The organism is Natrialba sp. PRR66 (assembly GCF_034808065.1).
GTDB classification, from domain to species: domain Archaea; phylum Halobacteriota; class Halobacteria; order Halobacteriales; family Natrialbaceae; genus Natrialba; species Natrialba aegyptia.
This window is the reverse complement of the sequence record NZ_JAXHGN010000001.1, coordinates 334,048-349,109: the sequence shown is the minus strand read 5'-3', so window position 1 is coordinate 349,109 and position 15,062 is coordinate 334,048. Positions and strand designations below refer to the sequence as shown.

General features: G+C 63.7%; 12 protein-coding genes. 5 read left to right on the top strand and 7 right to left on the bottom strand.

The window, feature by feature from the left end:
* Positions 1 to 201 precede the first annotated feature (201 nt).
* Entirely contained in the window at positions 202 to 1,152 is a 951-nt protein-coding gene (locus SM755_RS01630; protein WP_323171167.1) for a hypothetical protein, read from the top strand.
* Positions 1,153 to 1,261: 109 nt separating this feature from the next.
* On the opposite strand, the gene SM755_RS01625 is transcribed toward SM755_RS01630, so the two are convergent.
* Positions 1,262 to 4,069, bottom strand: coding sequence for a S8 family serine peptidase (locus SM755_RS01625; protein ID WP_323171166.1), 2,808 nt, complete (start codon positions 4,067 to 4,069; stop codon positions 1,262 to 1,264).
* 481 nt (positions 4,070 to 4,550) lie between these two features.
* Between SM755_RS01625 and SM755_RS01620 the strand changes: the two genes are divergently transcribed.
* On the top strand, positions 4,551 to 5,612 hold the full coding sequence (locus tag SM755_RS01620; protein ID WP_323171165.1) for a glycosyltransferase family 4 protein: 1,062 nt from the start codon (positions 4,551 to 4,553) through the stop codon (positions 5,610 to 5,612).
* Positions 5,613 to 5,663: 51 nt separating this feature from the next.
* Entirely contained in the window at positions 5,664 to 6,137 is a 474-nt protein-coding gene (locus SM755_RS01615) for an HIT family protein (protein WP_323171164.1), read from the top strand.
* Positions 6,138 to 6,140: 3 nt separating this feature from the next.
* Here the strand turns inward: SM755_RS01615 and trpB are convergent, their stop codons facing one another.
* On the bottom strand, positions 6,141 to 7,319 hold the full coding sequence (gene trpB, locus SM755_RS01610; RefSeq protein WP_323171163.1) for a tryptophan synthase subunit beta: 1,179 nt from the start codon (positions 7,317 to 7,319) through the stop codon (positions 6,141 to 6,143).
* Positions 7,320 to 7,529: 210 nt separating this feature from the next.
* Here trpB and SM755_RS01605 point away from each other — a divergent pair, with 210 nt between their 5' ends.
* Entirely contained in the window at positions 7,530 to 7,658 is a 129-nt protein-coding gene (locus SM755_RS01605; RefSeq protein WP_323171162.1) for a hypothetical protein, read from the top strand.
* A gap of 124 nt (positions 7,659 to 7,782) precedes the next feature.
* On the opposite strand, the gene SM755_RS01600 is transcribed toward SM755_RS01605, so the two are convergent.
* A complete protein-coding gene (locus tag SM755_RS01600; protein ID WP_323171161.1) occupies positions 7,783 to 8,811 on the bottom strand; it encodes a putative sulfate exporter family transporter in 1,029 nt (342 codons plus the stop codon).
* Positions 8,812 to 8,814: 3 nt separating this feature from the next.
* A complete protein-coding gene (locus SM755_RS01595) occupies positions 8,815 to 8,955 on the bottom strand; it encodes a hypothetical protein (RefSeq protein WP_006664505.1) in 141 nt (46 codons plus the stop codon).
* Positions 8,956 to 9,044: 89 nt separating this feature from the next.
* Between SM755_RS01595 and SM755_RS01590 the strand changes: the two genes are divergently transcribed.
* Positions 9,045 to 9,536, top strand: a complete 492-nt coding sequence (locus SM755_RS01590) for a hypothetical protein (RefSeq protein ID WP_323171160.1) — start codon at positions 9,045 to 9,047, stop codon at positions 9,534 to 9,536.
* A gap of 88 nt (positions 9,537 to 9,624) precedes the next feature.
* Here SM755_RS01590 and SM755_RS01585 read toward each other — a convergent pair whose 3' ends face one another.
* From SM755_RS01585 to folP, 3 genes are all read right to left on the bottom strand, one after another.
* Complete coding sequence (locus SM755_RS01585) at positions 9,625 to 11,307, bottom strand: NADH-quinone oxidoreductase subunit D (protein ID WP_323171159.1); 1,683 nt, start codon at positions 11,305 to 11,307, stop codon at positions 9,625 to 9,627.
* A gap of 119 nt (positions 11,308 to 11,426) precedes the next feature.
* Positions 11,427 to 12,176: a hypothetical protein gene (locus SM755_RS01580; protein ID WP_323171158.1), complete on the bottom strand. Its 750-nt coding sequence runs from the start codon at positions 12,174 to 12,176 to the stop codon at positions 11,427 to 11,429.
* A gap of 132 nt (positions 12,177 to 12,308) precedes the next feature.
* Complete coding sequence (folP, locus tag SM755_RS01575; RefSeq protein WP_323171157.1) at positions 12,309 to 15,026, bottom strand: dihydropteroate synthase; 2,718 nt, start codon at positions 15,024 to 15,026, stop codon at positions 12,309 to 12,311.
* Positions 15,027 to 15,062 lie beyond the last annotated feature (36 nt).

Sequence of the window (15,062 nt, the reverse complement as noted above, 5' to 3'; positions counted from 1 at the left end):
GCCACGGCAGCTACCGTAACCACCGCATTTTCCGCCGAAGCGAGCGGCTACCTCTGTTTGCGTTCAGTTTCAGCTGTGCTCGAATCGAGCGCTTGGCAGGTGCCGATACTGTAGCCTTGGCATACGCAGTAACAGTCCCCCGGTTCGGTGCCCACCGAATTGCTGTGCTTAACAAAGGCCACACGGGGGAAGCAACGACCAATGACTGGCGCGGACGAAACCGGCGAACCAACTACCGAGGGGAACGGTTCAGTTGGGATGCTCATGGTCACAATTCTGGTCGTTCTCGTCGCGTTCGGAATGACTGTCGCTGTCGTCGGTCCGGAACTAGGCGGTGGCGGCGGTGAGCCCTCGACAGGAAGTGGATTCGGCGTCCTCGAGACGAACGGCGACGACAACGGGGCCAGCGATGCATCGACGAGCGATAGTGGATCGTCCACACCGAACTCGGGCGATCAGGAAGGAGGCGAAAACGGGTTCTCGATGGGGTCCGGTGAGGATGGAGATGACGAGGGTTCGGATGACGAAGATTCGGATGATGAAGACGCGGATGACGAGGATACAGAGGACGAGGCGGAAGGTGACGAAGATTCGGATAGCGAGGACAGGGATGAAAACGGAGAGAGCGACGACCAAGAGACCAGTGATGAAGACGATGAGACGGGAGAAGAGGGGGACGAGGATGAAAGCGAGGAAGGCGGTGATGGCGGTGATGATGAAGATGCGGATGACGACAGCGATGGCGAAGATGAAGATGGAGATGATGACGAGGAGGATGACGACAATGAGAATGACGAGGAGGATGACGGTGGCGAAAGTGGAGACGGCGGTGACGACGGTGAAAGTGACGCCGGATCGGACGAAACCGACGAGAGAAACCGTGACAGTGACGACGAACGTGAGGACGATGACGGCGAGAACGATGACGGTGACGACGGGGACACCGGCAACGAGGAGACCGACGACGAAACAGAAGGCGAGAGCGACAGCACCGACGCTGAAACGGACGGTGCAGACGAAACCGGCGAGACGGAGACACCCGGCAACTCACGATCTACTGAGGACAGTTTCACGGACCGACTTGACTCGGCTATCGAGGGCGCGATGAACGATCTTCGCAGAAACATCGCTGACGAGAACAGCGACGAATGAGACTGTTGAGCAACAGCCCGTGAATACCCGATTGTGGCTTTCGGGCCGTCGCCGCAGGGACAGCCATTCGCAGCCGATCAATTACTGAACCCGTTATTCGGTCCTTCCGCTATTCATCAGCGCTGGCGAAAGCGGGGGTGCTCGCTGGTGTCCGTCCCCCGACCCGTCGCGTATCCAACTCGAACTCGGGCGACTGCCAGGTTTCCCAGTGGTCCTCGTTTTCGGGCTCTCCGAGGGTGTGCAGGACTTCCACCTTGAGCGTGTACGTCCCCTTCGGAACTGGCCGCATATTATCGCTTTCTCCGGCCTGCGTCAGTCCCATCCACGGGAACTCGTAGTACGTGTCCGGACTCTCGCTTCGCGAGAGGTACCGATCTTCCATCACGAGATACTCGTGCCCGCGCTTCTGATCAACCGCGTATATCCGCATTTCACGCGGGAAGTGCCCGAAGAACGCCTCGACGATCGGATAGTCACCGTCCGCAACGGTGAACTCGTGGCCTTCCCCGACCGGTTCGGTGATCGGATTCCCGTCTTCGTCTTCACCGACGATCGCCGACACCCGCGGTTCTCGCTCGACGAACTCGTCGACACTCTGGTAGTATCCGAACAGCGGCAGGTCGTGATAGTCTCCATCGTAACCGGCGTATGGTACCCGAAGTGTCGCTGCGGTCTCGTCCATCGGGTCAAACTCAATGTAGCCCCCGTACTGGTGATTCGGGAGCCCGAGTTCGGGCGCAGTCAGGCGGACATCGACTTCCGCAGCGCCACCTGCAGGTACCGCGATAGTCTCCGGCGCTTCGAGCGTGCTTCCGGCTCCGTAAAACGACGGTGCGAACGTGTTGCCCGCAGTACCGATCGTGCCGACGTGACCGATCGAATAGACGAGTTCCTCGTCACCATCGTTTCGAATCGTTACTGTGGCGTCGGTTCCGGACCCGTCACCAACAGCGATCTGTCCCGGAGACACCCGTTGATTGGCTTCAATCGTCTCGTCGATCTGAATCATCCCAGCACCTTGCCGGAAGCTATGATCCAGACCGAGATCCGGCGCGAGCGACCACGGCGCGGGTTCGGCCGTATTCTGGAGCCGATCGCGTACCTCGACCGGATCGAGACCCGACTCAGATTCACACAACAGTGCGACTGCGCCAGCGACGTGTGGGGCACTCATCGATGTTCCCGATAACATCGCGTACCCGTCTAGCGCCAGTGGATACGTGGAGGTAATCAAGCCCCCCGGTGCTGTGACGCTCGGGCCGAACTCGAGTTCAACATCCTGTCCGTACGAACTGAAATCCGACAACAGGCCGCCGTTCGGATTCGGAACGGTCGCTGCGTCGCTTGTGAACTCGAGCGAGACGTCGGTCCCGTCTTCGAGGAGCGTCGCGAGCGATTGACCGTCGGTATCGCTGATCCCGGCACTCCAGACGCCGTCGACACCGGCGTCTTGGACCGTCCCCGAGAAGAGTCCCGAGACGTTATTGTAGATCACGACGCCTGTGGCACCGGCTTCGACGGCGTTCTGGTACTTCTGTGCGAACGAACAGTGGCCGCGCTCGATCAGAGCGACATGGCCCTCGGGGAACTCGTCGAAATCACTGCTATCGCAGCCGAAGTAACCGCTTTCACCCTCGAGTTCACTCGCATTGGGGAGTGCGAGTGGCGCAGATTCGCCCTCGGTTGGGGGCCGTTCTGCGCCGGTCATCTCGAGATACGGGACCGGCTCTGTACGGTGGTCGACGCCGAAAAGCTGCGCTTCGAGGTGCGTGTTCTCGGCACTAGCGACGCTAATGATATCGTGGCCGTTCGCCGGCGCGCTCATGCTCCAGGTGCCGAGTCCGCCATCGTTGCCGGCGGAGTTGACGACGACGACGCCCTGTGCGGCGAGTTCGTTACTCGCTGCTGTCGTCGGGTATTCCTGCCCCCACGCCAGCGTTGCCCCGAGTGACATGTTTATGATATCCATGCCGTCTTCGTAGGCATCCTCAAGAGCCGCGACGATAATGTCGGCTGAACTCGAGCCGACGTCGAATATCTTGTACGCACCGAGTGCCGTATCGGGGGCGACGCCGGAGACACCGTCTTCGGCTGCTGCATCTGCACCGACGATTCCGGCGACGTGGGTCCCGTGTCCCTGTCTGTCCATCGGGTCGGGGTTCGGGTTCGGCTCCGAGGTAGCAGGATCGCCAGTATCGAAGCCTTCGCCGACGTAGTCCCAGCCGTGGCTGATTCGGGGATGGTGTTCGCCGTCGGGGTCGGTGAGGGTCCGGTCGTGCTCGGCGACAGCAGTATACGTCTCGTTTTGGTTTCCACTGCCGCCGAGGTCCGGATGATTGTAATCGATGCCCGTGTCGACGACTGCAACGCGTTGACCGGCACCGGAGTATCCAAGTTCGGACTGGGCGGTCGCAGCACCGGTCATTTCGAGTGCGGTGTCGAGCGCTGGCGATGCGTCTTCGGGCTCGGGACGGTCGACGATCGCAACCGGATACACCGCGTTGACGCTCTCAAACGTGCTTACCGTGATGGCGGTCGCTAGATCGGCGTCGACTGATAAGCCGTTCCACAGCGTGGTGTAATCGAACTGCTCCGTAAACTGGGCCTCCTCCCGACGAGCCTGTGCGCGCAGATTCGCTCGTTCGGATGCGTGAGCGTGCACGTTGCCGCCGCGAGCAGTCGGCGGTGCGTCTAGCTCGACGAACCATCGATTTCGTGCCCATCGATCCGGGAGGTCATCGCGACTCTCCCACGGTGGGGAGCGTTCCGGATCGACCGACAGATCGTCTCTCGAGTTCGCGTCGGCGAGTGCCGTTCCCGAAAAAACCGCACCGAGGCCGACCACGCTGGCGAGTTTCAGCGTCGTTCGTCTGTCTATTCGATGCTCGTCCCCCACATGAGAGTTATCATCTACCATGGTTTTTCGAGCGGCGGTAACACGTCGAACGTGTGCTCTCAGACCACTGAGGCGGCCGACCGATTCTCGATCCGGTATCGGTCAGTCGATCACGTTTTCAGTCGATTTTTCCTGACAGTCGCCACTCAGTGAAATTATATGAAAGAATACACTCGTTACTCTAGTGGAATAGGAAATTAATTCCGGTAATCTCTATCACTGGCTGTGGGATGTCCAGTTGTGAAACCCGCCGATCCCGAGAGTACCGGCCCTACAACGGCTATGCGGTCGGGTGTGCAGTAACTTGCAGTGGCCACTATGGGAATCGTAATCGAATTGAAACCAGTCCGAGAAAGAACTCGTTCGAGATGCAAACCATCTCTCCGGAGAATTGATCCGTCTTCAAACACTTCAGCGGCATTCGGCCGGTGCTGCCCACGGAGTGGATTGGTCGAATACGAAAGAAGTGATTTTTTATCCTCTCGCTTCGTGGCCGTGGCATATGCGCGTCGCGTTCGTCTCCTCCGAAACGGTTTTCCACCACGACACTGAGACGAACCAGCGACTCCAGACCGTTCTCGAACTCCTTCGAGACGCCGGCCACGAGATCCACGTCTACTGTACCCAGTTTTGGGACGGCGAACACTCGACGTTCGAACGCGAGGACATCACCTATCACGGCGTCTCCGTCGGTCCCGACGCCCGAGCGTCGTTTCTCGTTCGACTACCGTTCGTCCTCGCCGCTTCAAACCCCGACATCGTCCACGCCAGTGCCGACCGACCAAAACAGGTTCTCTCCGCCAGTATGGGCGCAACGCTCGCTCGCTCCCCAGCTGTGGCCGACTGGTACGGCCACGGCGGTCTCCCGACGGACCGCTGGCGACAACTCGCCGCGCGTTCGGTCGACCGGAACTTCGTCCCGTCGGAACTGGTCGCAACCTGGGTCCGCGAACTCGGCGTCACCGAACGCGCCGTCGACACGTTTCCGAACCCGATCGATATTGACCGCATCCGCTCGGTCACGCCTGGCGAGCGCGCCGACGTCCTCTACGCCCGTCGCCTCGACGACGGTGCGAACCTCGAAAGCCTCCTCCTCGCACTCGCCGAACATCGGACTCGCGACTGGCGCGCCACCGTCATCGGCGACGGTCCCGAACGAGCGGCCTACGAACAGCTCGCGCGTGACCTCCGGATCGACGACCGCGTCACTTTCGCCGGTACCCTGTCGCTCGACGACCGGATCGCCGCCTACCGCGGCGCTCACGTCTTCGCCCAGACCGCAGAACGCTGCGTCTTCCCCACCGAAATGCTCCGGGCATTGGCCGCGGGCTGCGTCGGCGTCGTCGAATACCACGCCAACTCGAGCGCCCACGAACTCGTCGAAGGCTGGGACCGCGGCTTTCGAACTACCAGCGAAGACGAACTCGGCGACACGATTCTCGACGCCGGTGAACTCGAGTTCCGCGACATCGACGACCACTTCGCGACGTACGACCGAGACGACGTTCGCGACCGGTATCTAACGACCTACCGAGCGTTACGGGAGTCGGCGGGTATTTTCTGAGTAAGAAGACGGGCAGACGGGTATATAATCGTCTGCCGAGAGGGCATTCGTATGAGCGACGACGGGAGAATTGCAATCGACGGCATTGCGAAGCGAGAGTACGACGAGCAGCGAAGCGAACCCCCTTGCGAGTTCTGTCACATCGTCGCCGGAGACGAACCGGCTGCCCGCCTCTATGCCGACGAGCAAACGGTCGCGTTCCTCGATCAACAGCCGGCCGTCAGGGGCCACACCCTGATCGTGCCCCGCGCACACGAGGGGGAACTGTTCGACCTCGACGCGGCGGAAACGGCTGCGGTGTTCGAGACAGTACAGACGATGACCGACGCACTCGACGCCGCGCTCGAACCCGACGGATTCAGCGTCTTCTACACGAGCGGGCCGCTGGTCGGAACCGTCGAGCACGCCCACGTCCATCTGGTTCCGCGGTTCGAAGACGATTCCGTGTCTCTGGCACTGTCGCGCCGTCGCCTCGATGAGTCGGATGCGAGTGAACTCGTCTCGGCGATTCGAGAATACTGCTAGTCGTCAGAGTTCGAATTTTTCCGCGGCGGTCTCCATGTCCTTGTCGCCGCGACCCGAGAGATTGACCAGGATCGTCTCGTGGTCGCCGCGTTCGGCGAGTTCAATCGCGCGGGCGACGGCGTGACTGGACTCGAGCGCCGGGATGATCCCTTCCGTTTCGCTCAGTTCGCGAAACGCAGCAAGCGCCGCCTCGTCCGTAACGCCGGTGTACTCACAGCGGCCGACGGCGCGGAACATGGCGTGTTCGGGGCCGACGCCGGGATAATCCAGGCCGGCCGAGACCGAGTGTACCTCGACATCGTCGTCGAGGACGCGGGTCTTCATACCGTGGATAGTGTCGTCCGTCCCCTTCGCGAGCGGGGCCGCGTGCCGGCTCGAGTTCGTCCCCTCGCCGCCGCCTTCGGCACCGTAGAAGTCGACCGGATCGTCGCGGAAGGCGTGGAAGAGTCCGATGGCGTTCGAGCCGCCGCCGACGCAGGCGACCGCAGCGTCGGGGAGGCCGCCGGTCCGCTCCCGGAACTGCTCGCGGGCTTCCGTACCGATGACGCTCTGGAAGTCCCGGACCATCCGCGGGAACGGGTCCGGACCGACGACGCTGCCCACGAGGTAGTGGGTGGTGTCGACGTTTTCGGCGAAGTCCTCCAGCGCGGCGTCGACGGCGTCCGCGAGCCCCTGCCCGCCGCGGGTCACCTCGTTGACCTCGGCTCCCAGCAGCCGCATCCGGAAGACGTTCATCGTCTGGCGTTCGGCGTCCTTTTTCCCCATGTAGATTTCCGTCTCGAGGCCGAGCAACGCGCCGACCATCGCCGTCGCGGTGCCGTGCTGTCCGGCCCCGGTTTCGGCGATGAGTCGGTCCCGTCCGGCGCGCTTCGCGAGTAGTGCCTGCCCGAGACAGTTGTTGATCTTGTGTGCGCCGCCGTGGAGCAGATCCTCGCGCTTGAAGTAGAGTTCCGCGCCGTAGCGCTCGCTCAGGTTCTTCGCGTAGTAAAGCGGCGTCGGTCGCCCCGCGAACTCCTCGAGATAGTCGCGAAACGCCGTCTCGAACTCGTCGGTCACCGCCACCTCGTCGTAGGCGTTTGCAAGTTGCTCGAGCGGCTCCTGTAGCGGCTCCGGGACGTACCGCCCACCGTATCCCTCGAACTCGCCGCCGCTCTCGTCTCCGTCGAACTCTCGTTCAGGCATATATCCGGCCTGTCGGGCCTCACCGGCAAGTAAGTTCCGCGCTCGGAGCGCCGCTGCCGCGGAATCGGCGCGTCGCCTGCTAGCTGGGTAGTATCCGGTCAGCCGTGGTATTTCCCGCGCACCCTCGATGACGGAAGATACCGCCGCTCCGGTCCGGGAACCCGGGCGAATCGATTCCGTTCGACGCGATGTCCGACCCGAGGTGGCGATATGGACCGAAGGATTTCACGGCTACTCGCTGGCGAGCGGTCGACGCCGCCGGAACTGCCAAACTTCGACCCGACGACGGTGTTCATCCGGACGGTCGGGATCGATCGGCTCGGAAATCGAGAGCACTAGCGCCCGATCGTCGGACGGATCGCCCTTCCAGCGGTTCGCGAAAGAATAGGAAAATATTTCCTCCACCTTCGACAGACGTTCGATTTCGACGCGGCGGTACGGCGACTCGAAGGCTGCGGACCGCTCACGCCGACGAGAACGCCAGTAGAAGCACCGCGAGCGACAGCGTGCTGGCGACGAGCAGCGCCAGCAGCACGACGAACGCAGGCGTCACGCCGGTCTGTCGCAATTCGTCTAGCCGGATTTCGGTCCCGAGGCCGACGAACGCGACCAGGAACAGCCAGTTGTAGGCATTTTCGAGCGAGGCCCGCTGTGCCGCCGAAAACGCGCCGAGGCTCGAGAGCACGGCGAGCGCGAGGAAGCCGAGGACGAACTTCGGGAACTCGCTCCAGAGCGTTCGAACCGTCGAGTTCGCGACGCCGGCGGACGGAGCGCTACGACCGCCGTCCGTGCGATTCGCCTCTCGGGCGTAGTAACTGGCGTATGCGAGGACGACGACGCCGATCAGCGCGTTGCGCGCGAGCTTCGTTATCGTCGCCCACTGGCCGGCGACGTCCGAGTGGGCGAAGCCGACGGCGACGGCGGGCCCCGTCGAGAACATGCTGATTCCGGCCCAGATGCCGAACACTCGCCCCGACAGACCGAGCAGTTCGCCGATCACTGGGTAGATCGCGATCGTCACGGCGTCGAACAGGAGCACCGTCGCCGCGGCGTAGGCGACCTGTTCCTCCCGGGCGCGGATCGCACCGGCGACGGCGACGACGGCCGAGACGCCGCAGATGCTGCTTCCCGCCGCGAGCAGCGAGCCGAGCCGATCGGTCAACCCGAAGACGAACCGCGAGAGGAGTTCGACGACGAGCAGCGTGGTGCCGACCACGGTGAGGATCGCGAGGAGGACGAGCCAGCCGGCGTCACGGACCGCACCAAGGGAAACGGACGCGCCCATGAGGACGATACCGGCGCCGAGCCAGAGTTTGTGCGTCGCGATGCCCGGCTCGAGACGGGCCGGAACGCCGACCGCGTTGGTCAGGACGAATCCGAGTGCGATGGCGAGGAGCAGGTGGTTGAACCCGATAACTGGAGCGAGCGCTCGGACGAAAAACGCACCGATACCGAGGACGGCGAGCCCCGGAAAGAGCCGGTGAACCGCCATCCGTCACCAGGGGATCTGCACTTCGAGTAGGCCGGTCGTGACGATGATCGTCGCGGCGACGACGACGCTCTGCCAGTCGCGTTCGAGTCCCGTCCAGCGGGACCGAACGACTGTGACACCAGACTCCCATCGATCGAGCGACATTCGTTCGGTTGCACCGGACCCGCGAACTTAACGCTTGTCGATTCGTCAGGGATACAGGACTATATTGCATCTTTCTGTGACGCGTGAACGTGCCGACGAGACGGTTCTCCGATCGCTGGCACGTGCTCACTCGGTCTAGGTCCGGTTCCCGCTCGGACGACGAAGTCTTCCCGCCGAAGACGCCGAGAACAGTAAGGACGGCACGGACCTCCTCGATCGAGCCCGCGAGCTCCTGCGTCGAGCGAGCGACGCGGCCGACCGAACGGTTCAGAAATCGGGTCGACTCGCTCAACGAGGAGCCGTCCGCGGAACAGGACGGGCACAGGACGCAGACGGAACCAGGACCGAAACCCGCCCAGATCGCCGAGGTGGCGAAAAAACTCGACGGGCTCGAGTCGGAGGCGGCGGGGACGGCCAGCGAGCACATCGCAGCAGATCGGGACTGCTGTCTGGAGTACCTGGACGGGATCGAAGAGGAGGACGGAGATGAAGAGGAGGACGGAGATGAAAGCGGGAACGGGAACAGAGTCGAGACAGGTGAGCAGAGAGCGGAGATGTGGGTAAAGAACGGGACGGGGTGAGCGGAGGGCGGAACGAGGACAGGAACAGAAACGGAGAACGGGACGGGCGGCCGAATGCTGATCATCCATCACCCGACGCGTCAGACTGCTACCGATCGACGCTTCCGAGTACGATATCCAAACTGCCGAGCGAGGCGATCAGGTCCGGAACGTACTCCCCCTCGGCCATTTCGGGAAGCGCGGAGAGGTTGTGAAAGCACGGGCTCCGAATCTTGAACCGGGCCGGCTTGTTCGACCCGTCCGTTCGGAGGTAGATACCGAGTTCACCCTTCGCCGATTCGACCGCGCGGTACGTTTCGATGTCCGGGTCCGGTTTCAGCGTTCGCGGGACGTTGCTCTGGACGGTCCGCTCGTCTTTCGGCCAGTCCTCGATCAGGTCGAGACACTGCTCGATGATCTTCGCCGACTCCTCAACCTCGCGCATACGGACGAGCACCCGCGCGTGGTTGTCGCACCCGTCCGCCGTGACCACGTCCCAGTCCAGGCGTTCGTAGTAGCCGTACGGATCGTCCCGCCGCAAATCGTAGTCGATGCCGGACGCGCGGGCGACCGGCCCCGTACAGCCATAGGACTTCGCGACATCGGGCTCAAGAACTCCCGTGTTGACCGTCCGAATCTGGAAGATTTCGTTGCCGCTGATGAGCGCGTGATACTCGTCCATCTTCGCCGGCAACTCGTCGAGGAACGCTCGGCACTTGTCGATGAACTCGTCGCGAGGCTCCGGCAAGTCCCAGGCGACGCCACCCAATCGGAAAAAGTAGAACATCATCCGCTGGCCGGTCAGGTCCTCTAAGATATCCTGAACGACCTCGCGGTCGCGGAACGCGTACTGGAAGATCGCCGTGAACTCGCCGTACACGTCGAGTGCAAAGGTGCCGAGCGCGAGGAAGTGTCCGAGCATCCGGCCGAACTCGGTCGCCATCGTGCGAAGGAGCTGTGCGTACGTCGGGACCTCGATATCGGCCACGTCCTCGATAACGCGGGCGACCGCCCACTCGTTCGGCAGGTTCGCCGTGTAATCCCACCGGTTCGAGTAGGGGATAATCTGGTAACGATAGGTCCCCTGTTCGCACATCTGCTCCTCACAGCGGTGGAGGTAGCCGACGTCCGGATCGACATCGACGACCGTTTCGCCGTCGAGGGTCGCCTTGAGGTGCAACACGCCGTGGGTCGCCGGATGGTGCGGCCCGATGTTCAGGACCATCGTATCCGTCTCGGTTTTGCGGTCGGGCTGGAGCGGATTCGCGTGTTCGGCGTATTTGACGACTTGCGGTTTGGTCTGGTCGTACTCCCGCGACAGCGGGTGGCCCTGCCAGGAGTCGGGGAGGAGGATTCGTCGCGGGTCTGGATGGCCCTCGTACTCGATGCCGACGAGATCGAATATTTCCCGTTCGTGCCAGTCAGCGGTCCGAAAGACCGGCTCGGCTGTTTGAGAGACGGGCGCGTCCGTCGGGAGTTGCACGACGAGCGTCACCTCGTGGGTCCGCCGGTCGTACTTCGTCACGTGTAAGAGCGACTCGTAGCGATCCTCGTACTCCTGGCCCGTGATACACGAGAGGTGATCGAACCCCGCCTCGTCCCGAAGGAGGGTCAATACCGCTTGCACGTCGTCGGGTCGGATGACGAACGCGGGCGCATTCTCGTGGTCGTCCCGCCCGACGGTGTACCCAGCCAGCAGCGATTCGAGTTCGGACTCGTCGACGCCATCCTCGCGGCGGTGGTCGTACTCGGGATCGATCTCCGCGCGGGTGCGCTGTGATTGGTCGCTCATACTGGATCGGTCGCCGACGTGGCGACGGTTCCTCGGAGCTACAACTGACGGTGAAATGAGAATTTTCCCGCCTTTGGGTGACTGTCAGCGAGAGCGGACGGGAGAAATAGCGCCCGCCCTCAGGTATCGGCGTCGGCGTCGTCGGTGTCGGACTCCGCTTCGTCGTCGGTCACGTCGGATGAGCCCTCACCCTCGTCTTCGGCTGCCCCATCCTCGTCACCGGATTCCACCGCTGTATCCGACGCTTCTTCGTCGCCCGACCCCGAATCGCCGCCCGGCGTCCGCTCCGGTTCGGTGGCTTCGGTCTGGACGGGCTCGGCCTGTTCGGGATCGGGGCCAGTCGCCTCCGAGACCTCGTCTCTCGTCGCCGACTCGGAGACGTCGATCTCGAGGTGGTCGTCATCGTCGGTGTTCCGTCGCGGATCGTGCTCGTCGGAGTCGAGTTCAGGCTTCGAACCCGTCGGCGATGCCGCCTCCTCCTCGTCGTCGACGAACTCGATTCCGGACGACGCGTCCTCGTTCGCGGTCTCGTCACTGGGGGTCGACTCCTCGGTCGTCTCACCGAACGACGCGAGTGCAGTCTGAGCGCTTCCCTCTTCACGGCGCTTTCGTAGCCCGTAGCCCAGCAGGCCCAGGCCGGCAGCGCCGATCGGAAGCGAGCGGAGCTGCCCGCGAAGCAGCGATCGAAGCCCGGAGAGGGCCAGAATCGCACCGCCGACGACTGGCAGCGTTCCGGGGGCGGAAACGGAACTGGAAACGGAAACGGAAACCGAATCCGCGTTCGGCCCCGTCGGAAACACCGTACCGGAGCCGTACTCGTCGCGTTGCTCTTCACCGTCGCCGTGATCTGACGGATGCTCTCCTGTCATCGAAAGACACCGAGCACCGAGTGTAAGCGATCGGGCTCGTCGGTGCTATGCGCTCCTGACGGTTGAAAGTTAGACCGGCAACTGACTACCGAAACCGATCCGGTCCATCGAAATCCGATCCCGACCGGCGACTCACCACTCGAACCGCTCCGGATCGCGCGTCGCAAGCGCCGTCCGCACCGCGGCGACGTTCTCCGGCACGTCGTGGACCCGAACGAGATCCGCACCCCGATCCGCCGCCAGCGCACTCGCCGCGACCGTCGCCTCGCCCCGCTCGCCCGCATCCCGTCCGACGTGCGCAAACATCGACTTGTGAGAGTGACCGACCAACACCGGACACCCGAGCGCGCTGAACTCGTCGATCCGGTCTAGCAGCTCGAAACTCTCGGCCGCGGACTTGCCGAAGCCGATACCCGGGTCGACGACGATGCGGTCGCGGTCGACGCCCGCCTTCTCCGCGAGCAACACGCGCTCTGCGAGCTGGTCGATCACGTCTTCGACGACGTCGTCGTAGGTCACCTCGCGGCCCGGCACGACCGGTGCGTCGATGCTGTGCATCACGATCAGCCCCGCATCGTGGTCGGCCGCGACGAACCGCATCTCCGGATCTTCGAGCCCCGATACGTCGTTGATGATGTCCGCGCCGGCCTCGAGCGCGGCGTCCGCCACCGCGGCCTTTCTGGTGTCAACCGAGAGTTCGACGTCGAGTTCGGCGAGCCGTTCGACGACGGGCACTACCCGATCGATCTCCTCGTCGGCCGGGACGGGATCGGCACCGGGACGCGTCGACTCGCCGCCGATGTCGATCACGTCCACGTCGGCCTCGACCATCGCCTCTGCGCGCTCGACGGCATCAGCCAGCGCGTTGAACTCGCCACCGTCGTGGAAGCTGTCGGGCGTGACGTTCAGGATGCCCATGACTGCGGTGCGGTCGCCGGTCCAGGGCCGGGTCACGGGAGCTGACTTCGTCGCCGCGTTTGCGTCCGCGACCGCCTCCGTCTCTCCATCTACAGCGACATCTGCATCCGCGTCATCGCTGGGGACCGAGGCGAGTTCGAGTGTGTCTGCGAGTTCGCGAGCGACGGTGTCGAGTCCGTTTCCGTCCGTATCTGCCCCCGTCGACGCGAGCGTCTCGACGAGCCGTTCGAACTGCTCGAGCGTGCCCATCAGCACGGCATCGACGCGCTCGTCGTGCTGGCGATCGGTTCCCGACAGGACGCATTCGCCGTCGAGGCGCACCAACTCCTCCCGGAGACGATTCGCCTGTCGAGCCTGGAGATTCGTCCTGACGACGCGATGGACGGCCTGCTCGTCGAACCGGTCGACATCGCCCGGAGCGACCTGTGCCGATTCGAGCGCATCTCGGGCGTCCGCCCGGTCGCGGATACGCTTCGTCACGCCGGTCGTCGTCCAGCGCGAACGCGCCTCCGCGACCGCGAACAGCGACCCGGCGACGAGCACGCAGTCGTCCGCACCCGCCCGCTCGAGCGCCATCGAGAGGCCGTCCTGAACGCTCCGGGTCGTTTCGACGGCCGACGCCCCGGCGTCCTCGAACACCGTCGCGAGCACGTCGCGGTCCTCCGCCCGATCGAGACCCGGCTCCGTCGTGACCACCGACGCCGGCGTCGGCAACGCCGCGGCCATCTCGCGGTGATCCTTGTCGTGCATCGCCCCGAAAACGAGGTGCAACTCGCTGAACTCGTAGGTGTCGAGCGTCGCCGCGAGCTGCTCGCAGGCTCCGGGGTTGTGCGCGCCGTCGAGGACGACGAGCGGGTCGGTATCCATGACCTCGAACCGGCCCGGCCAGTGGGCGTTCCGAAGCCCGCGGGCGAGTTCAGCGTCGGAGATCTCGGTAACCTGCCGAGCGAGGGTTGCGGCGATACCGGCGTTTTCGGCCTGGTGGGGACCCAGAAGCGGAATTTGGGTTGAGACGCCCCAGTCGTCGGCGTCGATCGAGATGGCGGCTTCGGTGTGGTTCGCACGGCCGTCGTAGGAGACGCGGATATCGGGAGCCACCGAAGTGGAGTCAGCGTCTCCGTCCTCGGACGCTTTCGGTTCGGTCTCCGCTGGCGCGCCGTCGTCTGCGTCCTGCCCGTCGCTCTCGTTGTGTTCGTCTCTCTCATCGCTTTCGTCGCTCGCGTCGCTTTCGTCGCTCGAATCCTGATCGGCGCTAGTTCCCGTGGCCACACCCCTCGATCCGACTGTAACGACCTCGCCTGCAACGTCGCGAATCGCATCGAGCGTCGGTCCCGAAACGCCGGTGACCAGCGGCGTGTGCTCGTCCTCGGGGGCGACGTGGGCCTTGTCGCGCGCGATCTCGGCCTCGGTCTCGCCCAGGATACCGGTGTGTTCCAGCGTCACGCTCGTCACCGCGCTCGCGATAGGATCGACGACACTGGTGGCGTCGTAGCGCCCGCCGATACCGACTTCGAGCACGGCCACGTCGACGTCCTCGCGGCCGAACTGCCACAGCGCCATGGCCGTCATCGCCTCGAAGAACGTCGGCGATTCGCCGGCCGCAGCCCGCTCGGTTAGATAGTCGTGAATCGTCTCGACGTACGCACAAACCGCAGATCGGGGCATCTTCCGTCCGTCGACCTGCACGCGCTCGCGGAGGTCCTCGAGGTGTGGGGAGGTGTAGAGTCCGACCGAGAGCCCGGCCTCGCGGAGCGTCCGCTCGACCATTCGCGCCGTACTTCCCTTTCCGTTCGAGCCGGCGACCTGCACGAACGCGACCCCGTCGTGTGGGTCCTCGAGGTGGGCGAGCAGCTGTGCCGTCGACGCCGTCCCCGGCTTGGGTCGAAAGCGCCGCAAGCCAAAGAGAACGTCCGCCGCCTCGTGATACTCCATATCCGAACCACAGAGTCAGCCCGCTTTAGGGTGTCG

Coding starts and splice junctions, on each gene's coding strand:
- SM755_RS01630 (WP_323171167.1), top strand. CDS start 202: ATGACTGGCGCGGACGAAACCGGCGAACCAACTACCGAGGGGAACGGT.
- SM755_RS01625 (WP_323171166.1), bottom strand. CDS start 4,069: ATGGTAGATGATAACTCTCATGTGGGGGACGAGCATCGAATAGACAGA.
- SM755_RS01620 (WP_323171165.1), top strand. CDS start 4,551: ATGCGCGTCGCGTTCGTCTCCTCCGAAACGGTTTTCCACCACGACACT.
- SM755_RS01615 (WP_323171164.1), top strand. CDS start 5,664: ATGAGCGACGACGGGAGAATTGCAATCGACGGCATTGCGAAGCGAGAG.
- trpB (WP_323171163.1), bottom strand. CDS start 7,319: ATGCCTGAACGAGAGTTCGACGGAGACGAGAGCGGCGGCGAGTTCGAG.
- SM755_RS01605 (WP_323171162.1), top strand. CDS start 7,530: ATGGACCGAAGGATTTCACGGCTACTCGCTGGCGAGCGGTCGACGCCG.
- SM755_RS01600 (WP_323171161.1), bottom strand. CDS start 8,811: ATGGCGGTTCACCGGCTCTTTCCGGGGCTCGCCGTCCTCGGTATCGGT.
- SM755_RS01595 (WP_006664505.1), bottom strand. CDS start 8,955: ATGTCGCTCGATCGATGGGAGTCTGGTGTCACAGTCGTTCGGTCCCGC.
- SM755_RS01585 (WP_323171159.1), bottom strand. CDS start 11,307: ATGAGCGACCAATCACAGCGCACCCGCGCGGAGATCGATCCCGAGTAC.
- SM755_RS01580 (WP_323171158.1), bottom strand. CDS start 12,176: ATGACAGGAGAGCATCCGTCAGATCACGGCGACGGTGAAGAGCAACGC.
- folP (WP_323171157.1), bottom strand. CDS start 15,026: ATGGAGTATCACGAGGCGGCGGACGTTCTCTTTGGCTTGCGGCGCTTT.